This is a genomic window from Hylemonella gracilis, from assembly GCF_004328645.1.
Taxonomy (GTDB): domain Bacteria; phylum Pseudomonadota; class Gammaproteobacteria; order Burkholderiales; family Burkholderiaceae_C; genus Hylemonella; species Hylemonella gracilis_B.
This window is the reverse complement of the sequence record NZ_CP031395.1, coordinates 1,719,364-1,741,851: the sequence shown is the minus strand read 5'-3', so window position 1 is coordinate 1,741,851 and position 22,488 is coordinate 1,719,364. Positions and strand designations below refer to the sequence as shown.

Genomic DNA, 22,488 nt, shown 5'->3' with positions numbered 1-22,488 from the left:
CCAGGATCTTCAGCGCAGCCGCATCTCCGCTGCCCGCGCATGCGCCTGCAAACCTTCGCCATAGGCGAGTTCAGCGGCGATCTTGCCCAGGCCTTGCGCGCCGGCCTCGCTGACTTCGATCAGGCTGCTGCGCTTCTGGAAGTCGTAGACGCCCAGCGGTGACGAGAAGCGCGCCGTGCCACTGGTAGGCAGCACGTGGTTGGGGCCGGCGCAGTAGTCGCCGAGCGACTCGCTGGTGTAGGCGCCAAGGAAGATGGCGCCGGCGTGCTTGAGCAAAGGCTCCCAGCGGTGCGGGTCCTGGCTGCTGACTTCCAGATGCTCGGGCGCGATGCGGTTGCTGATGGCGCAGGCCTCCGCCATGTCACGGGTCTGGATCAACGCGCCCCGGCCCGTCAGGCTCTTGGCGATGATTTCGGCACGCGGCATCTCGTTGAGCAGGCGGTCGATCTCGCGCTGCACGGCGTCGATGTAAGTGGCGTCGGGGCAGAGCAGGATACTTTGCGCCAGCTCGTCGTGCTCGGCCTGACTGAACAGATCCATCGCCACCCAATCAGCAGGCGTGCTGCCGTCGGCCAGCACGAGGATTTCGCTGGGGCCGGCGATCATGTCGATGCCCACCACGCCGAAGACACGGCGCTTGGCGCTGGCCACGTAGGCATTGCCGGGGCCCGTGATTTTGTCGACCTTCGGGATGGTGGTCGTGCCGTAAGCCAGCGCGGCCACGGCCTGTGCGCCGCCGATGGTGAAAACGCGGTGCGCGCCGGCCACAAAAGCCGCAGCGAGAACCAGGGGGTTCTTTTCACCGCGCGGCGTGGGCACGACCATGATGATCTCGCCCACGCCCGCAACGTGCGCGGGAATGGCGTTCATCAGCACGGAAGACGGGTAGGCCGCCTTGCCTCCCGGCACATAGATGCCCACCCGGTCCAGCGGCGTGACCTTCTGGCCCAGCAGGGTGCCGTCGGCGTCACGGTAGCTCCAGCTCTCGCCACTGGCCTTCTTCTGCGCCTCGTGGTAGCGGCGCACGCGCTCGGCGGCGGCCTGCAAGGCCTCGCGCTGCGCGACGGGCAGCCCGCCGAAAGCGGCCTTCAGCTCCTCGGCCTTGATTTCCAACGCCGCCATGCTGGCCACTTGCAGACCGTCAAAACGTGCGGTGTATTCCAGCACCGCCGCGTCGCCGCGCTGCTGCACGTCGGCCAGGATGTCGGCCACGCGTTGCTCGATGGCCGCGTCGGTATCGGCCGCCCAGTGCAGGCGCTGCTGGAAGCGTGGTTCGAAGTCGGCCTGCGTGGTGGACAGGCGCAGAGGCGCGGCCTTGAAACTCATGGGGCGACTTCCAGTGCCTGCCCGAAGGCATCGATGATGTGGCGCAGCGGCTCGCGCTTGAGCTTGAGCGCGGCCTGATTCACGACCAGGCGCGCGGAGATGTCCATGATGCGCTCGACTTCCACCAGGTTGTTGGCCTTGAGCGTGTTGCCGGTGGACACCAAGTCCACGATGGCATCGGCCAGGCCCGTGAGCGGAGCCAGTTCCATGCTGCCGTAAAGCTTGATCAGGTCCACGTGCACGCCCTTGGCGGCGAAGAAATCGCGCGCGATGGTCACGTACTTGGTCGCCACGCGCAGGCGTGCGCCCTGGCGCACGGCGGCAGCGTAGTCGTAGCCCTCGCGCACGGCCACGCTCACGCGGCACTGGGCGATGCGCAGGTCCAGTGGCTGGTACAAGCCCTCGTTGCCGTGTTCGATCAGCGTGTCGAGGCCGGTGATGCCCAGGTCCGCGCCGCCATACTGCACATAGGTCGGCACGTCAGTGGCGCGCACCAGAACCACCCGCACTTCGGGCCGGTTGGTGGCGAGGATGAGCTTGCGGGTCTTTTCCGGATCGTCCAGCACCTCGATGCCCGCGCTGCGCAACAGGGGCAAGGTCTCGTCGAAGATGCGGCCTTTGGAAAGCGCCAGGGTGATCATGCGAGGGCCTCGTTCACAAGACGCGCGTTCACTTGACGCGCTCGATGTCCGCGCCCAGGGCCGCGAGCTTGGCTTCCATACGGTCGTAGCCACGGTCCAGGTGGTAGATGCGGTCCACGAGGGTTTCACCCTCGGCCACCAGGCCGGCGATGACCAGGCCCGCGGACGCGCGCAGATCCGTGGCCATGACGGTAGCACCCGACAAGCGAGGGACGCCTTCGATCACGGCAACCATGCCCCCGGCCTGGATGCGCGCGTGCGCGCCCAGGCGGGCCAGCTCGTCCACGTGCATCAGGCGGTTCTCGAAGATGGTTTCCGTCACCGTCGAGGTGCCTTCGGCAATCACGTTGAGCGCCATGAACTGGGCCTGCATGTCGGTCGGGAAACCGGGGTATTCGGTCGTGCGAAAGCTCTGGGCTTTCAGGCGACCCTGCGACTGGATGCGAATGCCATCGGATTGGACCATGACGCGCGCGCCGGCCGCGACCAGTTTTTCAATCACGGCGTCCAGGTGATCGCCCCGCGCATGGCGCAGGAAGACGTCGCCACCCGTGGCGGCAACGGCACAGAGGAAGGTGCCCGCCTCGATGCGGTCGGCCACCACTTGGTGCTCGGCGCCGTGGAGTTTTTCCACGCCCTGAATGCGGATGCGGCTGGTGCCATGGCCTTCGATCCTGGCGCCCATCTTGATCAGCAGCTCGGCCAAATCCGGAATCTCCGGTTCCTGAGCGGCGTTCTCCAGGATGGTTTCGCCTTCAGCCAAGGTGGCCGCCATCAGCAGGTTCTCGGTGCCCGTGACCGTGACCATGTCGGTGGCGATACGAGCGCCTTTCAAACGCTTCTGCCCCTGGGGCAACTTGGCCAGCATGTAGCCATGCTCGACCACGATGTCCGCGCCCATGGCCTGCAAGCCTTTGATGTGCTGGTCCACTGGGCGCGAGCCGATGCCGCAACCACCGGGCAGCGACACCGTCGCCTCGCCAAAACGTGCGACCAGCGGCCCCAGCGCCAGCACCGAAGCGCGCATGGTCTTGACCAACTCATAAGGTGCTTCGCGCAAATTCAAAGCACCCGCATCAATGCGCGTACGCCCCTGTTCATCGCGGTTGGCAACCACGCCCATGTGGCGCAGCAGTTGCAACATGGTCGTCACGTCCTGCAAGCCAGGGACGTTGAGCAAGGTAACCGGCTCTTCCGTCAGCAGGGCCGCGCACAGTTCCGGCAGGGCCGCGTTCTTGGCGCCGGCAATCGGCACCTCGCCCCTCAATTCCTGTCCGCCCCGTATCCTAAGTTTGTCCATGGTGTTCTTCTGGTGACGCCGCCCATCGGCGGACGGTTATTCAGACGCCGCCTGCCATTCAGCCGGCGTGTAGGTTTTCATCGACAGTGCGTGCACCTCGTCTGTGTGCATGCGTTGCCCCAGCGTGGCATAGACTCGCTGGTGGCGCTGGATCAGGCGCTTGCCCTCGAACTCGGGCGAGACGATGACGGCGCTCCAATGCCGACCATCACCCTCCACCACGATGTGCTCGCAGGGCAGGCCGGCCTGGATGAGTGCTTGCAGGTCTTGGGCGTGCATGTCGAATCAATCTGATCAGGATCAGTGGCGGATCTTGTAGCCGATGCGCAGCAGGTGCACCGCCAGCGCTCCGACGCCCAGCAAGGCCACGCCGACCACACCCAGGCTCAGCCAGGGCGACACATCGCTCACGCCGAAGAAGCCGTAGCGGAAGCCATCGATCATGTAGAAGAAGGGGTTGACGTGGCTCAGGCCCTGCCAGAACGCGGGCAAGGTGTGCAGCGAATAGAACACGCCCGATAGAAATGTCATGGGCATGATCAGGAAGTTCTGGAAGGCAGCCAACTGGTCGAACTTCTCGGCCCAGAGCCCGGCGATCAGGCCCATGGCTCCCAACAGGGCCGCGCCCAGCACGGCGAACACCAGCACCCAGAGCGGCGCGACCAGCGTCAGGTCCGCGAACCACACGGTCACCAGCATCACGCCCGCCCCCACCACCAGGCCGCGCAGCACCGAGGAGCCCACATAGGCCACAAACCAGGCCCAGTGCGACAGTGGCGTGAGCAGCAGGAAGATGAGGTTGCCCGTGATCTTGCTCTGGATCAGGCTGGACGAGCTGTTGGCGAAGGCGTTCTGCAGCACGCTCATCATCACCAGGCCCGGGATCAGGAAGGCGGTGTAGCTGATGCGGTCGTAGACCTTCACATGGTCTTCCAGCACATGGCCGAAGATCAGCAGGTAGAGCAAGGCCGTGAGCACGGGCGCGGCGATGGTCTGGAAGCTGACCTTCCAGAAACGCAGCACTTCCTTGTAGAACAGGGTCTGCCAGCCTTGCAGCCGGCCGCCCCCTGTGCGGACGCGGACCCACGCTCCCTCACCGGCTTCCGAAGGCACTTGAGCGCCCTGCAGCGGTTCAACGGCGTTCATGCAGACTCCCTTTGTTCGCCCATGACCTGGATGAACACATCCTCCAGGTCAGCCTTGGTGATTTCCACCTCGTCCACCCGCACGCCCGCTGCGCGCACGGCGGCCAGGTAATCTTCGATCGCGCGCGCGTCCTGGGCCGGAAACTGCACGCTGCGCCCGGTCACCCGCGCGCGGGCGGCCAGCGCAGCCGGCAGTTCGCCCTCGATCTTCAGGCGCAGCACATGGCTGGACGCGGATTTGAGCAATTCGCTGGTGCGCTCCAAGGCCACCACCTTGCCGTGCTTGAGCATGGCAATTCGGCTGCACAGGGCCTCGGCTTCTTCCAGGTAATGCGTGGTCAGCAACACGGCGTGACCCTCGCGGTTCAGGCGCAGGACAAACTGCCACAGGGTTTGGCGCAGTTCCACGTCCACGCCCGCGGTCGGCTCGTCCAGGACGATCACGGGTGGCTTGTGCACCAGGGCCTGCGCCACCAGCACACGGCGCTTCATGCCGCCGGAAAGCTGTCGCATGTTGGCATTGGCCTTGTCGGCCAAGCCCAGACCTTCCAGCAGTTCGTCGATCCAGGCTTCGTTGTTCTTGACACCGAAATAACCGGATTGGAAACGCAGGGCCTCGCGCACGTTGAAGAAGGGATCGAACACCAGTTCCTGCGGCACGACGCCCAACAGCCCCCGCGCCGCGGCGTAATCGGCCTGCACGTCGTGGCCCAGCACGGTCACGCGACCGCTGCTGGCCCGGGTCAGGCCTGCGAGGATGCTGATGAGGGTGGTCTTGCCGGCGCCGTTGGGGCCGAGCAGACCGAAGAATTCACCCTGCGCGATGTCGAAACTGACGTCGTCCAGGGCCGCGAAGGTGCTTGCATCTCCACCGGCCTGGCCACCGCGCGCAGCACCCTTGGGAACGGGGTAGCGCTTGGTGATGGACTGGAAGGAGATGGCGGGTTGTGTGGTGGTGGCTGGCATGGGAGCCCGCTATTTTAGCGAGCGGGGCGAAACCCGGCTGACCATACCGGCATGAGGCCCTACCCTGCCCTTGCCCCATCGGCAATTGGGCTCAATGGATGGACAGCAACCCGTCCACGCCGTAAAGACGGGCCAGTTCCACCAGCCGCGGATTCAGGTGCAGCAACTCCAGGCCCTTGCCCTGCGCCAGGCAGGCCCGACGGAACTCCAACAGAACCGCCAGCGTCGAAGAGTCAAAGTGTTCCAGGGCTCCGGCATCCACCTGTGCCGCAGGTCCGGTCTGCGATGGAATCGCCTGCACCAGCATGGGCAGACAGGCGTTGGCCTGACGGTGCGTCAGGTCTTCGGGCAGCACAAGCAAGGGCGGGGTCGGCATGAGGGAACGCCTTTCTGCTGAGTGGGATCAATTCTTAGCGGCCGCCGCCTGGGCTGTGGCCTTGTTGCGCTCGGCCAGGGAGACGATGAGCCCGTCGATGCCACGCGCATTGACTTCCTGCGCGAACTGGCTGCGGTAGGTTTCAACCAGCCACACGCCCATCACGTTGACGTTGTAGATCCGCCAGCCCACCGCAGTGTCCGGTGCCTGCTCCAAGCGGTAGTCGAGCTGCACAGGCTCAGCCGTGCCGGGGCCGCGAAGCTCGGTGCGCACGATCACATCCTTGGCATCCGCCGCAGCGCGCATGGGCTTGGCGCTGACCTTCATGCCTTGCACCTGCGCCAGGGCACCGGCATAGGTGCGCACCAGCAAGGTCTTGAATTCGTCCTGAAGGCGCTGACGCTGCTCGGGGGTCGCCTGTCGCCAGCCGGGCCCGACCGCCGAAGCGGTCATGCGCTGGAAGTTGACCAGCGGCATGATCTTGGTGTCGACGAGGGCGATCAGGCGCGGCATATTGCCCGCCATCAGCGCCGGATCGGATTGGATGGTGCCAAGCACATCGTTCGACATGGTCAGCACCATGGCATCCGCAGGGGTCTCGGCCTGGGCCGGCTGCATCCAGGCCACCAGGGCCAGCAGGCCTCCAGCCAACCAGCCGCATGTAGAAAGACGAGGGGAAATACGACCTTGCATGGAAAGTGACTCCTGGCACGCGCGCGCCATCAGCCTGTAACGGCTTGAATGCGCAAGCGCGCCACGTTTCTTGTTGGCTCTCTGATGGACTTGTTATTTGATGACCTTCAAGCCCGGCAAGCCCAGATCAAGCGGCACCGAAGGCGTGCCGGGCATTCTACCGGGCACGCGCGTATCGCGCTCGACCTGGGGCGTCGTGGGGGTAGCGGACTCCTCGGGCGAGGATTCATCAACTTCCGCTGGCGCAGGCTGGGGCTCTGCAGTCCCCGCGTCTTCCTCGTAGTTGTAATCGTCTTCCGGCATGGGTTCGTCGGGCGGCTCACCGTCATAGACCAGATGGCGACGGTACTGCAGGTAAGCATCCCGGATGAGCACGTAGCGATCGAAAGTCGCGCCCTCCATCAGCGCCTCCTGCTTCAGCAGGCCGGCACGGTTGTCCAGCTGACCGAGCACGAACAAGGAGTTGCGCACCCGGATGTTGTCTTGCTGGCTCAGCGGATCCCCCGCCCAGTCAACCGGCAAGGCGGCGGTGTCGCGCAGCGTGGACGGCCCCAGCAAGGGAAGCACCAGATAGGGCCCCGGGCCCACGCCCCAGTACCCCAGGGTCTGACCGAAGTCCTCGTTGTGGCGCGGAATGCGCATCTCGGTCGCGACATCCAGTACACCGCCCAGACCAAAGAGTGTATTGACCCACAAGCGGGTGAAGCTTTCGCCGGCCGCCCGCCCTTTCAGCTGCAAGGCACTGTTGATCGTGGTCCAGGCGTCTTCCAGGTTGCTGAAGAAATTGCCGACGCCCTTGCGCACCATCGAGGGCACATAGTCCTGGTAGGCCGTGGCCGCAGGCTTGAGGATGGCACGATCCAGCGCATCGTTGAAGCCATACACGCCGCGGTTCCAGGGCTCCAGCGGATCGGGATCGGCGCGAACAGCCGTCGTGGGCTCCCCGGATTGCGGGCTGTGGGCGCAGCCGGACAGGCCGGCTGTCAGCAAGACACCCGCAAGGCAAAAAATGACTGCGCCCAAGGCCCGGCCCGATCGCCGGCTTGCTTGTTGACCGCGCCCGGGCGGCGGCGGTGCCTTACCCGTAGCCCCGTGCTTCGGCCCCAGTGTCATTTCTTCGCGGGTTCCTCGCTCGCCTTGTTGTAGAGGAACTGACCGATCAGGTTTTCGAGCACGATGGCGGATTGGGTATTGGCCAGCATGTCGCCTTCAACCAGGTTTTTGTCGTCGGCACCGGCCTCGATGCCGATGTACTGATCCCCCAGCAAACCGCTGGTCAGGATCTTGAGCGAGCTGTCCTTGGGAAACTTGTAGCGGTCTTCCAGGTCGATGCGCACGCGTGCCTGGAAGCTCTTGTCGTCAAAGCTGATACCCGCCACCCGTCCCACGACCACACCGCCACTCTTGACGGCCGCGCGTGGCTTCAAGCCACCGACGTTGTCGAACAATGCCTCGACGCGGTAGCTGGACTGGAAACTCAGGTGCAGCAGATTGGCCGCCTGCAGAGCCAGAAACACCAGGGCCGCCAGTCCGAGCAGAACGAACAGGCCGACCCACACATCATTTTTCGAGCGTTCCATCACGCACTCTCCTAAATCGTGAACATCAAGGCAGTGAGGACGAAGTCCAGTCCCAGCACCGCCAGCGAAGCCATCACCACCGTGCGCGTGGTTGCGCGCGACACGCCTTCGGGCGTGGGTTGCGCCTCATACCCCTGGAACAACGCCGTGAACGTCACCGTGAAACCAAACACGATGCTCTTGATGACGCCATTGCCGACGTCGCTCCAAACACTCACGCTCGCCTGCATCTGCCCCCAGAACGCACCGGGATCGATGCCGATCATGATCACGCCGACGACCCAGCCACCGATCACGCCGACCGCGCTGAAGACGGCAGTCAGCAAGGGCAGCGCGATGACCCCGGCCCAGAAGCGCGGCGCGAGGATGCGCTGCACCGGATCAACCGCCATCATCGCCATGGCGTTCAGCTGTTCGCCGGCCTTGAGCAGGCCGATCTCCGCCGTCAGCGACGTACCAGCCCGTCCGGCAAACAGCAGCGCGGCCACCACCGGCCCCAGCTCGCGCACCAGCGACAACGTGACCATTTGGCCCAGCGCCTGTTCCGAGCCGAAATCCACCAGGATGTAGTAGCCCTGAAGCCCAAGCACGAAGCCCACGAACAAGCCCGAGACCACGATGATGGCCATCGAGTGGTTGCCCAACAAATGGATTTGCTCGCCCACCAGGCCAAAACGCCGGAAAGTGGGTCGCACCAGTTGCCAGAAACGGATGAACAGGCGCGTCGCGCGGCCGATGTCGACCAGCTTGCGGCGCACCGCGTACCCCACGTCGGAAGGACGCCACCAGCTCATTTGGTCACCTCCGTGCCACGCACCCCGCCAAAGTCCTCTTCCTCGGTCGGGCCGGGATAGTGGAAATGCACGGGCCCGTCCGGCAGCGCCTGCACGAACTGCTGCACCAGCGGATCGGTGGAGCGATGCACTTCGTCGGGCGTGCCCTGCACCGCGATGCCCCCATTGGCCAGGATCACCACATGGTCAGCGATCTGGAAGGTTTCCTCCAGGTCATGCGATACGACGATGCTGGTCACGCCCAGGCTGTCGTTCAGTCGGCGGATCAGTTGCGCCGCCGTGCCCAGGGAGATCGGATCCAGCCCGGCGAACGGTTCGTCGTACATGATGAGTTCGGGATCGAGCGCGATCGCGCGCGCCAGCGCCACGCGCCGTGCCATGCCACCCGAAACCTCGCTGGGCATCAGGTCACGCGCTCCCCGCAGGCCCACGGCATTGAGCTTCATCAGCACCACGCCGCGCAGCAGATCCTCGCTCAGCTTGGTGTGCTCGCGCAGGGGAAAGGCCACGTTCTCGAACACGCTCAGGTCGGCGAAGAGCGCGCCGAACTGGAAGAGCATGCCCATGCGACGGCGCGCTTCGTAGAGGCGGGCATGGTCCATCTCACCCACATTCTGTCCGTCGAACAGCACTTGGCCCTGCTGGGCCCGGATCTGCCCGCCGATCAGGCGCAGCACGGTGGTCTTGCCACCACCCGAAGCCCCCATGATCGCGGTGACCTTGCCCCGCGGAATGACCAAATTGACACCGTTGAGGATGGCGCGCTCGCCATAGCCGAACACCACGTCGCGCAGTTCGACCAAGGAGGAGTCCGGCGAGCCTTGTTGTGTTGATACAGCCATGTCGTGAATTCGTTGGCCCGGAAGAAGCACTCTTCTTGCTTGGGCCGGCGGATCATAAAGCATGGCCACGTCCCCTCGCTCCCTGGGGAAAGCCTTGTAAATCCCTCGTCGTTGCGCCGGCGACACCCATCGCATCGTCAACACGACACGGCAGACCCCATGAGGCAGGGGTCGGCCGCAGGAACGGCATGGGCGACCGGAGCAAGCCGCCTAGCGCGGCAGGGTACTGGAACCCATGAGGAATTCGTCCACCGCACGCGCAGCCTGGCGGCCTTCGCGGATGGCCCAGACCACCAGGGACTGCCCGCGACGCATGTCACCGGCCGCGAACACCTGGTCCACGCTGGTCCGATAGCCACCCTGCGCGTCCACGCCCGCCTTGGCGTTGCCGCGCGGGTCTTTCTCGACACCAAAGGACTCGAGGATGCTCGCCACCGGGCTGACAAACCCCATGGCCAGCAGCACGAGGTCGGCCTTGTAGTCCTTCTCGGTGCCCGGGATCTCGACGAACTTGCCATCCTTGACCTCGACGTGCACGGTCTTCAGACCCACGATGCGGCCCTTGTCCTTGCCTTCCCCGCCGATGAAGGCCTTGGTCGACACGGCGAACTCGCGCACGCAGCCTTCCTCGTGGCTGGAGCTGGTGCGCAGCTTCAGCGGCCAGTAGGGCCAGACCAGGGGCTTGTTCTCCTGCTCGGGCGGCTGGGGCATCACCTCGAACTGGGTCACGCTGGCCGCGCCATGGCGGTTGCTCGTGCCCACGCAATCGGAACCGGTGTCGCCACCGCCGATCACGATGACGTGCTTGCCGGTGGCCATGATCTGGTCCTTGACCTTGCCACCCGCGTTGACGCGGTTCTGCATGGGCAGGAATTCCATCGCGAAATGGATGCCGTCCAGGTCACGGCCCGGCACCGGCAAGTCACGGCTCTGCTCCGCACCGCCCGCCAGCAGCACGGCATCGAACTCTTTCTTCAGTTGCTCGGGGCTGACCGTGTCCTTGGCCCAGTTGGTGACCTTGGACCCCTTGGGGAGTTCACCGACCATCGTGTTCGTCCTGAACACCACGCCCTCGGCTTCCATCTGCTTGACGCGGCGCTCGATGTGCGACTTGTCGAACTTGAAATCCGGGATGCCAAAGCGCAGCAGGCCGCCGGCCGTGTCGTTCTTCTCGAACACGGTCACAGCGTGGCCGGCGCGCGCCAGTTGTTGGGCAGCGGCCAGGCCGGCCGGGCCGGAACCCACGACGGCGACCTTTTTGCCCGTCTTCACGGCGGCAGGCTGGGGCTTGATCCAGCCCTCGGCCCAGGCGCGGTCGATGATGGCGTGCTCGATGGACTTGATTCCCACCGCGTCGTCGTTGATGTTCAGCGTGCAGGCCGCCTCGCAAGGCGCGGGGCAGACACGGCCCGTGAAGTCGGGGAAGTTGTTGGTGCTGTGCAGCACCTCGATCGCGTTCTTCCAGTCGCCACGGTAAACCAGATCGTTGAAGTCCGGAATGATGTTGTTGACCGGGCAGCCGCTGTTGCAGAAGGGCGTGCCGCAATCCATGCAACGCGCGCCTTGCTGCTTCGCCTGCGGCTCGCTCAAGCCGATCACGAATTCCTTGTAGTTCTTGACGCGCTTCGTGACGGGCTCGTAGCCCTCCTCGAGACGCTCGTACTCCATGAAGCCGGTGACTTTTCCCATCTTCTTTCCTTACTTGGCCGGAGCCACTTCCTTCTTCGCCGCGGCCTTGGCCGCCGTCGTCGCGGGGGCCTCGACGGCACCCGGCTTGCGCTCCGCCAGGGCGCGCTTGTATTCGTTCGGGAAGACCTTGACGAACTTGCCGCGCGCGTCCTTCCAGTGGTCCAGCAGCTCGCGTGCGCGCTTGCTGCCCGTCCAGCGGTTGTGGTCCTCCAGCAACTTCTTCAGCTGCGCCTCGTCGCTGAGCCCGCGGTGCCAGTTCACGGCCTCGCCCGCCTGCTCGGCCGTCGGCACGACCATCTCCATCGACACCATGGACGTGTTGCAGCGTTCAGCGAACTTGCCGTCCTCGTCGTAGACATAGGACACGCCGCCGCTCATGCCGGCGGCGAAGTTGCGGCCCGTCTTGCCCAGCACCACCACGGTACCGCCGGTCATGTACTCGCAGCCGTGGTCCCCCACGCCCTCGACCACCGTGGTCGCGCCCGACAGGCGCACCGCGAAACGCTCGCCAGCGACGCCACTGAAGAAGGCCTCGCCCGTGGTCGCACCGTAGAGCACGGTGTTGCCCACGATGGTGTTGCGCGTGGCCTCGCCGCGGAAGTCGATGCTGGGGCGCACCACCACACGACCGCCCGACAGACCCTTGCCCGTGTAGTCATTGGCCTCGCCGATCAGGTAGAGCGTGATGCCCTTGGCCAGAAAGGCACCGAAGGACTGCCCGCCCGTGCCTTCGAGCTGGATGTGGATGGTGTTGTCGGGCAGGCCCTGCGGATGCACCTTGGTCACCGCGCCCGAAAGCATGGCGCCCACGGTGCGGTTGACGTTGCGCGTGGCCTCAATGAACTGCACCTTCTGGCCCTTGTCGATGGCCGCGCGCGATTTCTCGATCAGCACGTTGTCCAGACTCTTTTCAAGTCCGTGCTCCTGCTCTTCCACGTGACGGCGCGGGACGTCGGCGGGCGCGGACGGCAGCGCGAACAGGCGACTGAAGTCCAGGCCCTTGGCCTTCCAGTGCGCGATGCCCTGCTTCATGTCCAGCAAGTCGGCGCGACCCACCATGTCGTCGAACTTGCGGATACCCAGCTGCGCCATGATCTGGCGCACTTCCTCGGCGATGAAGAAGAAGAAATTGACGACATGCTCGGGCTTGCCACTGAACTTCTTGCGCAGCACCGGGTCTTGCGTGGCCACGCCCACCGGGCAGGTGTTGAGGTGGCACTTGCGCATCATGATGCAGCCCTCGACCACCAGCGGCGCGGTCGCGAAACCGAATTCGTCCGCGCCCAGCAGCGCGCCGATGGCGACGTCGCGGCCGGTCTTCATCTGGCCGTCGGCCTGCACGCGGATGCGCCCGCGCAGACGGTTGAGAACCAAGGTCTGCTGGGTCTCGGCCAGGCCGATTTCCCAGGGCGAGCCCGCGTGCTTGATGGAAGACCAGGGCGATGCGCCCGTGCCGCCGTCGTGGCCAGCGATCACCACGTGGTCGCTCTTGCACTTGGCCACGCCCGCGGCGATGGTGCCCACACCGATCTCGGACACCAGCTTGGTGCTGATACTGGCGTGCGGCGCCACGTTCTTCAGGTCATGGATCAGCTGCGCCAGGTCTTCGATCGAATAGATGTCATGGTGCGGCGGCGGGCTGATGAGGCCGACGCCCGGCACGCTGTGGCGCAGGAAGCCGATGTATTCCGTCACCTTGCCGCCGGGCAGCTGACCGCCTTCGCCAGGCTTGGCGCCCTGCGCCATCTTGATCTGGATCTGGTCGGCCGAGGCCAGGTACTCGGCAGTGACGCCGAATCGGCCCGATGCCACCTGCTTGATCTTGGAACGCAGGCTGTCGCCATCCTGCAGGGGCAAGTCCACTTCGACGCGGCTTTCGCCGATCACGCTCTTGAGCGTTTCACCCTTCTTGATCGGGATGCCCTTGAGTTCATTGCGGTAGCGGGCCGGGTCCTCGCCGCCCTCGCCGGTGTTGCTCTTGCCGCCGATGCGGTTCATGGCCACGGCCAGGGTCGCGTGCGCCTCGGTGCTGATGGAACCCAGCGACATCGCGCCGGTGGCGAAGCGCTTGACGATCTCGCTCGCGGGCTCGACCTCCTCCACCGGAATGGCCTTGGCCGGGTCGATCTTGAACTCGAACAGTCCGCGTAGCGTCATGTGACGCTTGCTCTGGTCGTTGATGAGCTGGGCGTATTCCTTGTAGGTCGAGAAGTTGTTGGCGCGCGTGCTGTGCTGCAGCTTGGCGATCGCGTCCGGCGTCCACATGTGCTCTTCGCCGCGCGTGCGCCAGGCGTACTCGCCGCCCGCGTCCAGCATGGTGGCCAGCACCGGGTCGTTGCCGTAAGCGGCCTTGTGCATGCGGATGGCTTCCTCGGCCATCTCGAACACGCCGATGCCCTCCACGCGGCTGGGCGTGCCCGTGAAGTACTTGGCGACGGTCGCGCTGTTGATGCCGATGGCTTCGAACAGCTGCGCGCCGCAGTAGCTCATGTAGGTGCTCACGCCCATTTTGGACATGATCTTGGACAGGCCCTTGCCGATGGCCTTGACGTAGTTGTAGATCGCCTTGTCGGCGCTAAGGTCGCCCGGCAGTTCCTTGTGCATGGCGGCGATGGTTTCCATCGCCAGATAGGGGTGCACGGCCTCGGCGCCGTAACCCGCCAGCACGGCGAAGTGGTGCACTTCGCGCGCCGCGCCCGTCTCCACCACCAGGCCCGCGCTGGTGCGCAGACCCTCGCGCACCAGGTGCTGGTGGATGGCCGACAGGGCCAGCAGCGCGGGAATGGCGACTTGCCGGCCGCTGCAGGTGCGGTCGCTGATGATGAGGATGTTCTTGCCGCCCTTGATGGCATCCACCGCCTCGGCGCAGAGCGAGGCCAGCTTGGCTTCCACGCCCTCATGGCCCCAGCTCAGCGGGTAGGTGATGTCCAGCGTGGCGGTGCGGAACTTGCCCTGGGTCGTGGTCTCGATGCGGCGCAGCTTGGCCATGTCCGAGAAGTCCAGGATGGGCTGGCTCACTTCCAGCCGCATCGGCGGGTTGACCTGGTTGATGTCCAACAGATTGGGCTTCGGGCCGATGAAGCTGACCAGGGACATGACGATGGCCTCGCGGATCGGGTCGATCGGCGGGTTGGTCACCTGGGCGAACAATTGCTTGAAGTAGTTGAACAGGGGCTTGTTCTTGTCCGACAGCACGGCCAGCGGGCTGTCGTTGCCCATGGAGCCGATGCCCTCTTCGCCGTTGGTCGCCATCGGCGCCATCAGAAACTTGACGTCCTCCTGCGTCACGCCAAAGGCCTGCTGGCGATCGAGCAGGTCACTCGCGGCGGCGGCGGGAATGCCGTCGGAGCCGGTTTCCACGTCGTCCAGCTTGACGCGCAGGTTGTCGATCCACTGCTTGTAGGGCTTGCTGTGCGCGAGGTTGGATTTCAGCTCCTCGTCCTCGATCATGCGACCCTGCTCCAGGTCGATCAGGAACATGCGGCCAGGCTGCAGGCGCCACTTGCGCACGATCTGGCTTTCCGGCACCGGCAGCACGCCGGATTCGGATGCCATGATGACCAGGTCATCCTCGGTGATGCAGTAACGCGAAGGCCGCAGACCGTTGCGGTCCAGCGTGGCGCCGATCTGGCGGCCATCGGTGAACACGATGGAGGCCGGGCCGTCCCAGGGCTCCATCATGGCGGCGTGGTATTCGTAGAAGGCCTTGCGCCGCTCGTCCATGGTGGCGTGCTGTTCCCAGGGCTCGGGAATCATCATCATCACGGCCTGAGACAGCGGGTAGCCCGCCATGGTCAGCAGTTCGAGGCAGTTGTCAAAGGTGGCCGTGTCGGACTGGCTGGCGAAGCTGATGGGGTAGAGCTTCTTCAGGTCCGCGCCCAGCACGGGCGAGGACATCACACCTTCGCGCGCCTTCATCCAGTTGTAGTTGCCCTTGACCGTGTTGATCTCGCCGTTGTGCGCGACGTAGCGGTAGGGGTGGGCCAGCGGCCACTCGGGGAAGGTGTTGGTCGAGAAACGCTGGTGCACCAAGCCCAGGGCCGAGACGCAGCGCGGGTCCTTCAGGTCCAGGAAGTATTCACCGACCTGGTTCGCCAGCAGCAGGCCCTTGTAGACCACCGTGCGGCTGGACATGCTGGGCACGTAATACTCTTTGCTGTGCTTGAGCTGCAGCGCCTGGATGGCGGCGCTGGCCGTCTTGCGGATCACGTAGAGCTTGCGCTCCAGCGCGTCCTGCACGATGACGTCGGCGCCGCGGCCAATGAAGACCTGGCGCATGATGGGTTCCTTGGTCCGCACCGTGGGCGACATGGGCATGTCGCGGTCCACCGGCACGTCGCGCCAGCCCAGCAGCACCTGGCCTTCGGCACGGATGGCGCGTTCCAATTCCTGTTCGCAGGCCAGGCGCGAAGCGTGTTCCTTGGGCAGGAAGACCATGCCCACGCCGTATTCACCGGGCGGCGGCAGTTGCACGCCCTGCTTGGCCATTTCTTCGCGGTAGAGCGCGTCCGGCAGCTGCAGCAGGATGCCCGCGCCGTCACCCATCAGCTTGTCCGCGCCGACCGCGCCGCGGTGGTCCAGGTTCTCCAGGATCTTGAGCGCGCCACGCACGATGTCATGGGTCTTGACGCCCTTGATGTGCGCCACGAAGCCCACGCCGCAAGCGTCGTGCTCGTTCGCACCCGAATACAAACCGGTTTCCTCGAGATGCTGAATCTCGGCAACCGCGGACATCGCGCCATCCTTCATGGCCTGCTCCTGCTAATCATGACAAGGGGCCGAGCATAGAGCAGATTCAGTAGGCTTCCAAGAAAACAATAGGGGTCAGATTCTTATTTAAAGACCGAGTTTTTCGATCGGAATTTAATTGGGGACATATAAAAGCATCGCCCGCTGCAACCGTGTTCAACCGCGCCGGAGCCCCGCTTTCAGCAACTTGCGTGCCGCGCAGGCCATCGCGCCCCGCCTCGGCGGCGCCCAGCGGCGTGCGATGATGGTTTTTTCCTCCCGCCGGCCTTCTGCAACCCTCGCCATGACCTCTGCCGCTCCCGAATTCCAGTTCTGCCCGCGCTGCGCGGCCCCACTGCACGACCGCGTCGAAGGTGGCTTCACGCGCCGCGTCTGCCGGGCCGAGGGCTGTGGCTTTGTCTGGTGGGACAACCCGACGCCGGTGGTGGCCGCGGTGGTCGAGCACGAAGGCCGCCTGCTGCTGGCGCGCAACGTCGCCTGGCCCACGGGCTTCTTCGCGCTGGTGACCGGCTTTCTGGAGAAGAACGAGCTGCCGCACGAGGCGGTGCAGCGCGAGGTCGAGGAAGAACTGAGCCTGCGGCCCCTGGGGGCGACCTTCATCGGCCACTACACCTTCGAGCGGATGAACCAATTGATCATTGCTTACCACGTGCCGGCCGAGGGCACGGTGCGGCTCAACGAGGAACTGGCCGAGTACAAGCACCTGCGCTTCGAGCAGGCCCGCTACTGGCCCGCCGCCACCGGCTATGCCTTGCGCGACTGGCTGCGCGGCAAGGGTTTGGATCCGCAGGAAATCGCGCCCCGAACCCCTTGAGGACTCGGCGCGGACATTTCGGCCCGTACCGAAACATCCCCCGTGCGTCGGCTCCCAGAATGAAGGTTCTCATTTCAGGAGCCCACGCACCATGTCCCTCACCTGTTTCATCCGCTACCAGATCGACCCGTTCCAGCGCGCCGCCTTCCAGCGCTACGCCGAGGCCTGGGGCCGCATCATCCCGCGCTGCGGCGGCAATCTGCTGGGCTACTTCCTGCCGCACGAAGGCACGAACGACATCGCCTGGGGCCTGATCGGCTTCGACGACCTGGCGGCCTACGAACGCTACCGCGCGGTGCTCCGGCAAGACCCGGAAGGCCGGACCAACTTCGAGCTGGCGCAGACACAGCGCTTCATCCTGCGCGAGGAACGCAGCTGGCTGGAAGACGTGGCCACGACGATCCACCAGCCCCGGCAGGTGCGCCCATGATCGCCGTCCTCTTTGAACTCGAGGCCAAGCCCGGGGCCGAAGCGGCCTACTTCGACACGGCCGCGCAGCTGCGGCCGCTGCTGGAAGGCATCGACGGCTTTCTCTCCGTCGAGCGCTTCCAGAGCCTGTCGCGCCCCGGCCGTTACCTCTCGCTCAGCTTCTGGCGCGATGAAGACGCCGTGCGCGCCTGGCGCCAGCAGACGCCACACCGCGCGGCGCAGCAGGCGGGCCGTAGCGAGCTGTTCGCCGACTACCGGCTGCGCGTGGCGGCCGTGCTGCGTGACTACGGCCTGCGCGACCGCGACAATGCGCCCAGCGATTCCCTGCAAGCCCTGGTCTGAAGGCCATGCCCCCCTCACCGTCCCGCGCGTCCACGTCCAAGTCCGTAGCCGCTGCCTCACCGTCACCGCACGAGCCGCGCCTGGCCCGGGTGGCCGCCGTCGTGGCCGACCCGGCGCGCTCGCGCATGCTGGCCTACCTGCTCTCGGGCGACTACGCCAGCGCGGGTGAACTGGCGCGGGCCGCCTCGGTGACGCCGGCCACGGCCAGCGGGCATCTGGGCAAGATGCTGGAGGCGCAGTTCATCGTCTGCGAACAGCGCGGGCGGCACCGCTACTACCGCCTGGCCGACGCCGAGGTGGCGCACGCCCTCGAATCCCTGGCTCTGGTCGCCGAACGGGACGTGCATGAACGCGAATGGGCCCGCCCCGAACGCGAACGGCTGCGCCAGGCCCGCTGCTGCTACGGCCACCTGGCCGGCGCCCTGGGCGTGCGCCTGTTCGACAGCCTGCTGCAGCGCGAAGGGCTGCGCGCCAGCCCCGAAGGTTTCGATGTCAGCGAAGCGGGCCGCGCCTGGCTGGCCGAGCTGGGCTACACCCCGTCCGCACCCACGCGCAAACGCCGCTACGCCTACCGCTGCCTCGATTGGTCCGAACGCCGTGACCATCTGGCCGGTCAGCTCGCGGACGGATTGCTGCAGCATTTTCTGGAGCGCGGCTGGTTGCGGCGCGGTACGGGGCGCGCCATCGAGCTGACACCCACCGGGCAGCAGGCGCTGCTGCCCCGGCTGGTGAGCTGAGCCATCCGCCGCAGACGCAAGCGATCAATGTTGGGGCACACTGCCTGGCCCCGGTTCTATCGGGTTACGACTGCGTACAAATGCGCCTCGTCAACCTTGCCATCGAGGATGTCTGTGCGGAAAATTTCGCGACCACACAATCGCTGAGCCCACGTTCATTCCCATGCCCCACTCATACTCTTCAAGAACATCGAATACGGAGCAAACGCTGCGCTGGCAACGTGCTTCAAAACGCCTATGGACTGCATTGCTGGTGAGATACCTTGGTGCAACTCTGGTGATCTCACCCAGTCTCTGCACACTCGCCCTTTTGCTTGCGGCTCCATTTCCTGCCATGCAGAACCTTTTCCAACTACTTTTGGTCCCACTGATCGTCATTGCAAATCTGGCTGCCATGCTTTGGGCGACGAGACAGGCTTTGTTGAAGACTTATCCAGAAGGTTCTTTCCGCCTGGTTCAAGATGAAGCCCCTGCTTCAACCTCGGAGAAGGAACAAACCAAAGAACCTGCAGCGGGCGCTCATTTCAAGCATCAGGCATCGCAATGACCCCTTCCTCCTGCACCCTGATGGCGGACTACAACCGCTGGATGAACACCAAGCTCTACGAGGCCGCCGCCCAGTTGAGCGATGCGCAACTGCGGCAAGACCGCGGCGCCTTCTTCGGCTCGCTTTACGAAACGCTGAACCACCTCGCCGTGGCCGACACCATCTGGCTACAGCGTTTCGCGCAGCACCCGGCGCTGGGCGGGCTGCAAGAAACGATGCAGGGCTTTCCGAAGCCGACCTCGCTGCGCGAGCCCATGGCGGCATCCTTCGCGGAACTGCGGGACTACCGCATGCGGCTCGACGCCGTGATCCTCCAGTTCGCCCAGCAACTCACGCCCGCGCACTTGGCCGAGACGCTGCGTTACGCCAACACCTCGGGCAAGCCACAGGCCCGCAACTTCGGCGCCGTGCTGCTGCACTTCTTCAACCACCAGACCCACCACCGCGGCCAGGCGAGCACCCTGCTGTTCCAGGCGGGCGTGGATGTGGGCGTGACAGATCTGTTCACGCTGATTCCGAACGAGGTGTGAGCCGGGCGGCTGCGGACGCGGCCTGTGTGGGGTTGGGTGTGGGTATGCAAGCCCGCAGGATCGGCGTCAGGACAAGGCGTCCGCGCCAAAACGCTTGGCCGACCTTTCCTTGGCCTTGAGCGCCTCCACGTCCCGGTTGCGGGGCTCCGCGTGGGTGACCAGGCTGCCCATCAGCCTGCGCGCCGTGGCCGCGACCTCCTCCACCGCCTGATTGAACGCCGCCTCGTTGGCCCGCGAAGGCACCGAGAAGCCGCTGAGCTTGCGGACGAACTGCAGCGAGGCGTCGCGTATCTCCAGCTCGGTCGCCGGAGGCTCGAAGTTGAAGAGCGTCTTGATGTTGCGGCACATGGTGAGGCGGCTGTTGGTTGGTCGCGCCAGTCTAGCTAGACTGGTGGCAAATAACCTGAGCCGATATGAAGCAACGCCTCGGTCCCGACATCCAGTCCATGGCGCAACGCAGCGTGCTCTGCTGGCTGGCTGACTGGCTGGCTGACCACGGTCGACTGTAGAACCTGCCCGCCTCTCAAACCCAATCGTTCTTTTGCATGGCCGTGGTTCCTACTTAAAAGGACTTGCCTCGACGTAGCGAGTCGGCGGGTGGCTGTGACGTGACTTCGCAGTTTTGCGAGGTTTCACGGTTTGTGATGAAACCGACACTACGTTATATTCATCTAGCTTCTTCAAACAATACAAGCACTTAACTTGCAGCCGGGGAGGCACAAGGATGAGCATCACTCCATGTCATTCCGCAATTTTTCGGTCCACATCACGTTATGTCGCTTGATCGCATTCCGAGGGTTCGGGTTGACTTCAACGAGCTCGTCGATTCAGAACTTTTTCTGCTCTCTAAGACCGATCTGGTGGAGTCCGACGATGGAACGTGTCTCACGCTTCAGCCGGGGATGTGTGTAATTGCCTTTGAGCACAATGCATATGAAGACGGCGCCCATGAATATCTCTACGTGCACGGCACTGTCGAGGAGAACGATCCTTCGATCAACGGCGAATGGACGCGCAGTGCAAAGTGGTGTTGCCGATTTACCGGTGGCGTCTTGACTTCCGAGTCGAGAGTATGAGGAATCCATCGTCACCAGGCGCGCTCTACATAACCTCTCGCTCCAGCCGTCCCATGCCCGCTCCACACGCTCGGTCGGCTGAGCTCGAGCGCTCTACAGCAAGAAATCCTGTCGGAGCCACGGCTAAGTCATGAGAACACTCGTAATTCCACCGGCCGCGAAACGAGATGAGAATTCGGTGCAAATGCTTAGCGCGTGGATCGCGGAGCGAGGGCTCCACTGCACGCTGAATATTGGCTTCTTCGAAGCCGCGGGGCACACCGAGGCCAAGGCCTGGGGAATTCTGCTGGCCGATCTCGTGAGGCACATTGGCAATGCGGTTGCAGAAGAACGCGGAACGCCAGCGAATGAAACAGTAGCGGCGGTCACTGCCTCGATGCAATCGGAACTGGACACATCCACTTCCGGCGCCGTCGGCGAGTTCCATGTTGGTCATGATTAATCTTGCGCTTCCGTCGTCGCAAGTCTTGCGGTTGAACCTGTCACTCGAGCGGACAGCCTTCGGCGTCCACTCACTTTCAAGGTGGGCGTCATGAAACTCGATCTTGCAGACATTCGAGAGTACGTAGTGCCGCTCTTTGTAGCGGAAGACCCCGCCTTCCTTGCACCAGAGCAACCTGTCGTTGTTTCTCGTAAGAGATTCATTGGAACGGCATTCTTCGTTTCCAAGAATGGCGTCGCCCTCACAGCCGCGCATTGTGTCCCTGCGCCATCGGCCATTCCCAATCAGCATGCATTCCTAGCAATCATCTGGGATGGCCAGAGGCCCCGAGCGCAGCAGGTTCAGATTGCAACCGTGCTTGATGAGCAAGATATTGCCGTTCTAAAAATAGCGCACTCCCCTTCGAAGTACCTGCCTGTGTCGTTTGAGCCGATTCACATGGCCCAAGACATAGTCACCGTGGGAATTCCTCAACATAGTGTTTCCGGCTCCGCTTTTGAGTACCGATGCTTAAAGGGTCACGTCACCATGGTTTCAAGGATGCTTGAACTCAGCTGTCCAGCACCACGCGGAATGAGTGGATCTCCCATATTCCATGGATCAAAAGTCGTTGGTGTCATGAGCGGGAACGCTCGATCTGAATCTCTCGAAGACCAATCGGAAACAACAGTCGAAAAATTCGGACCACTGACTCGCGAAACGAAAACCGTGACCATGGCAGTCACGAACTACGGTCAAGCCGAGCCACTTGCAAAGCTCGCAGGTAAGCCACTTCCATTTACAGAGGGCGTGGCCTTCGAACAATTTCTGGAAAACCTCAACACCGTAACGTGACGCTCAACCCATCAATCGAGAGGGCGTGGCCCGGCAAGCCAGGTCACACCGCTTATCTAAAACGTTAAGTTTCAAAGCCGCGCACAGGCGTGCTCAAGATCACATGCAAGCCTCTGACAAGATTGCTATCGCCGCCGCCATCATCGCCGCTTGCGCATTCTTCGCAACGGTTTGGCAAGCACACTTGGCCCACACGCACAATCGCCTCAGCGTCCGCCCGCTGCTGGTCTGGGCGCGCGAGCGAACAGTCAACGACACAGGCACTGAAGTCATATTCATGCTCCGCAACTGCGGCGTTGGTCCAGCCATCATTACGGAACGTGTGTTTCTGGTAGACGAGAAGCCATTCCTACCTCCAACAGACACAAAGGACGAGGTTGAGGCATTCGTGCGATCTGTGCTTGGTTCAAAGTGTGCTTGGCACCTACGGGCGCAGGGCCTGCCTGGCTTAGGATCCGCCTTCCCCGCCGGGGATAGCCAAGTGATCGCGAGAATCTTCTTCCCAAACCATTCGCTGCAGATGGTCGACGATCTACTTGCGCAAATCTCTACCGCTGAGTTTCGCGTTCGCTACGAGTCTCTCTACAAGGAACGGTTTGTATTGCTGGCCACCTAGTAGCGATCGCAATGTGAAAA

At 64.0% G+C, this 22,488-nt stretch carries 24 protein-coding genes; 9 read left to right on the top strand and 15 right to left on the bottom strand.

Annotation, left to right across the window (positions count from 1 at the left end):
• Positions 1 to 9: 9 nt before the first annotated feature.
• The 14 genes from hisD to DW355_RS08160 form a co-directional block, all read right to left on the bottom strand.
• Positions 10 to 1,326 (bottom strand): histidinol dehydrogenase, encoded by a 1,317-nt coding sequence (gene hisD / locus DW355_RS08225; protein ID WP_131279154.1) that lies wholly within the window; start codon positions 1,324 to 1,326, stop codon positions 10 to 12.
• On the bottom strand, positions 1,323 to 1,967 hold the full coding sequence (gene hisG, locus DW355_RS08220) for an ATP phosphoribosyltransferase (protein ID WP_131279152.1): 645 nt from the start codon (positions 1,965 to 1,967) through the stop codon (positions 1,323 to 1,325). Before hisG ends, hisD begins: the two co-directional genes overlap by 4 nt.
• Before the next feature lie 28 nt (positions 1,968 to 1,995).
• On the bottom strand, positions 1,996 to 3,267 hold the full coding sequence (murA, locus tag DW355_RS08215) for a UDP-N-acetylglucosamine 1-carboxyvinyltransferase (RefSeq protein ID WP_131279150.1): 1,272 nt from the start codon (positions 3,265 to 3,267) through the stop codon (positions 1,996 to 1,998).
• A gap of 36 nt (positions 3,268 to 3,303) precedes the next feature.
• Complete coding sequence (locus DW355_RS08210) at positions 3,304 to 3,546, bottom strand: BolA family protein (RefSeq protein WP_131279149.1); 243 nt, start codon at positions 3,544 to 3,546, stop codon at positions 3,304 to 3,306.
• A 21-nt stretch (positions 3,547 to 3,567) separates the two neighbouring features.
• Positions 3,568 to 4,323 carry an ABC transporter permease gene (locus tag DW355_RS08205; RefSeq protein WP_131282511.1) on the bottom strand — a complete coding sequence of 252 codons (756 nt, stop codon included), beginning with the start codon at positions 4,321 to 4,323 and terminating at the stop codon, positions 3,568 to 3,570.
• Positions 4,324 to 4,409: 86 nt separating this feature from the next.
• Positions 4,410 to 5,378 carry an ABC transporter ATP-binding protein gene (locus DW355_RS08200; protein ID WP_131279147.1) on the bottom strand — a complete coding sequence of 323 codons (969 nt, stop codon included), beginning with the start codon at positions 5,376 to 5,378 and terminating at the stop codon, positions 4,410 to 4,412.
• A 91-nt stretch (positions 5,379 to 5,469) separates the two neighbouring features.
• On the bottom strand, positions 5,470 to 5,754 hold the full coding sequence (locus DW355_RS08195; protein ID WP_431733221.1) for an STAS domain-containing protein: 285 nt from the start codon (positions 5,752 to 5,754) through the stop codon (positions 5,470 to 5,472).
• A gap of 27 nt (positions 5,755 to 5,781) precedes the next feature.
• Positions 5,782 to 6,447: an MlaC/ttg2D family ABC transporter substrate-binding protein gene (locus DW355_RS08190; RefSeq protein WP_131279145.1), complete on the bottom strand. Its 666-nt coding sequence runs from the start codon at positions 6,445 to 6,447 to the stop codon at positions 5,782 to 5,784.
• 93 nt (positions 6,448 to 6,540) lie between these two features.
• Complete coding sequence (locus DW355_RS08185) at positions 6,541 to 7,437, bottom strand: MlaA family lipoprotein (protein ID WP_242671339.1); 897 nt, start codon at positions 7,435 to 7,437, stop codon at positions 6,541 to 6,543.
• 119 nt (positions 7,438 to 7,556) lie between these two features.
• Positions 7,557 to 8,027 (bottom strand): outer membrane lipid asymmetry maintenance protein MlaD, encoded by a 471-nt coding sequence (gene mlaD / locus DW355_RS08180; protein WP_131279141.1) that lies wholly within the window; start codon positions 8,025 to 8,027, stop codon positions 7,557 to 7,559.
• A gap of 11 nt (positions 8,028 to 8,038) precedes the next feature.
• Positions 8,039 to 8,821, bottom strand: coding sequence for a lipid asymmetry maintenance ABC transporter permease subunit MlaE (mlaE, locus tag DW355_RS08175; protein ID WP_131279139.1), 783 nt, complete (start codon positions 8,819 to 8,821; stop codon positions 8,039 to 8,041).
• Positions 8,818 to 9,663 (bottom strand): ABC transporter ATP-binding protein, encoded by an 846-nt coding sequence (locus tag DW355_RS08170; protein WP_131279137.1) that lies wholly within the window; start codon positions 9,661 to 9,663, stop codon positions 8,818 to 8,820. The genes mlaE and DW355_RS08170 overlap by 4 nt, the downstream gene beginning before the upstream one ends.
• A 210-nt stretch (positions 9,664 to 9,873) precedes the next feature.
• Positions 9,874 to 11,352: a glutamate synthase subunit beta gene (locus DW355_RS08165; RefSeq protein ID WP_131279135.1), complete on the bottom strand. Its 1,479-nt coding sequence runs from the start codon at positions 11,350 to 11,352 to the stop codon at positions 9,874 to 9,876.
• Positions 11,353 to 11,361: 9 nt separating this feature from the next.
• Complete coding sequence (locus DW355_RS08160; RefSeq protein ID WP_131279133.1) at positions 11,362 to 16,086, bottom strand: glutamate synthase-related protein; 4,725 nt, start codon at positions 16,084 to 16,086, stop codon at positions 11,362 to 11,364.
• Between the two features lie 298 nt (positions 16,087 to 16,384).
• Here DW355_RS08160 and DW355_RS08155 point away from each other — a divergent pair, with 298 nt between their 5' ends.
• From DW355_RS08155 to DW355_RS08130, 6 genes are all read left to right on the top strand, one after another.
• Complete coding sequence (locus DW355_RS08155; RefSeq protein WP_131279131.1) at positions 16,385 to 16,915, top strand: NUDIX domain-containing protein; 531 nt, start codon at positions 16,385 to 16,387, stop codon at positions 16,913 to 16,915.
• A gap of 91 nt (positions 16,916 to 17,006) precedes the next feature.
• Entirely contained in the window at positions 17,007 to 17,345 is a 339-nt protein-coding gene (locus tag DW355_RS08150) for an NIPSNAP family protein (RefSeq protein ID WP_131279129.1), read from the top strand.
• Entirely contained in the window at positions 17,342 to 17,686 is a 345-nt protein-coding gene (locus tag DW355_RS08145) for an antibiotic biosynthesis monooxygenase family protein (protein ID WP_131279127.1), read from the top strand. Before DW355_RS08150 ends, DW355_RS08145 begins: the two co-directional genes overlap by 4 nt.
• A 5-nt stretch (positions 17,687 to 17,691) precedes the next feature.
• A complete protein-coding gene (locus DW355_RS08140; RefSeq protein ID WP_242671338.1) occupies positions 17,692 to 18,423 on the top strand; it encodes an ArsR/SmtB family transcription factor in 732 nt (243 codons plus the stop codon).
• Positions 18,424 to 18,586: 163 nt separating this feature from the next.
• Complete coding sequence (locus DW355_RS08135; RefSeq protein WP_131279125.1) at positions 18,587 to 18,970, top strand: hypothetical protein; 384 nt, start codon at positions 18,587 to 18,589, stop codon at positions 18,968 to 18,970.
• The gene (locus tag DW355_RS08130) at positions 18,967 to 19,500 is read left to right on the top strand and encodes a DinB family protein (protein WP_165493152.1); all 534 of its coding nucleotides are present in this window, start codon (positions 18,967 to 18,969) and stop codon (positions 19,498 to 19,500) included. The genes DW355_RS08135 and DW355_RS08130 overlap by 4 nt, the downstream gene beginning before the upstream one ends.
• Before the next feature lie 66 nt (positions 19,501 to 19,566).
• Here DW355_RS08130 and DW355_RS08125 read toward each other — a convergent pair whose 3' ends face one another.
• A complete protein-coding gene (locus DW355_RS08125; RefSeq protein WP_131279123.1) occupies positions 19,567 to 19,848 on the bottom strand; it encodes a DUF2277 domain-containing protein in 282 nt (93 codons plus the stop codon).
• Positions 19,849 to 20,706: 858 nt separating this feature from the next.
• On the opposite strand from DW355_RS08125, the gene DW355_RS08110 reads away from it, so the two are divergent.
• From DW355_RS08110 to DW355_RS08100, 3 genes are all read left to right on the top strand, one after another.
• Positions 20,707 to 21,018 (top strand): DUF5076 domain-containing protein, encoded by a 312-nt coding sequence (locus DW355_RS08110; RefSeq protein ID WP_131279119.1) that lies wholly within the window; start codon positions 20,707 to 20,709, stop codon positions 21,016 to 21,018.
• Positions 21,019 to 21,108: 90 nt separating this feature from the next.
• Positions 21,109 to 21,852 carry a S1 family peptidase gene (locus tag DW355_RS08105; protein ID WP_131279117.1) on the top strand — a complete coding sequence of 248 codons (744 nt, stop codon included), beginning with the start codon at positions 21,109 to 21,111 and terminating at the stop codon, positions 21,850 to 21,852.
• A gap of 103 nt (positions 21,853 to 21,955) precedes the next feature.
• Positions 21,956 to 22,468, top strand: coding sequence for a hypothetical protein (locus DW355_RS08100; RefSeq protein ID WP_131279115.1), 513 nt, complete (start codon positions 21,956 to 21,958; stop codon positions 22,466 to 22,468).
• The last annotated feature ends 20 nt before the right edge of the window (positions 22,469 to 22,488 follow it).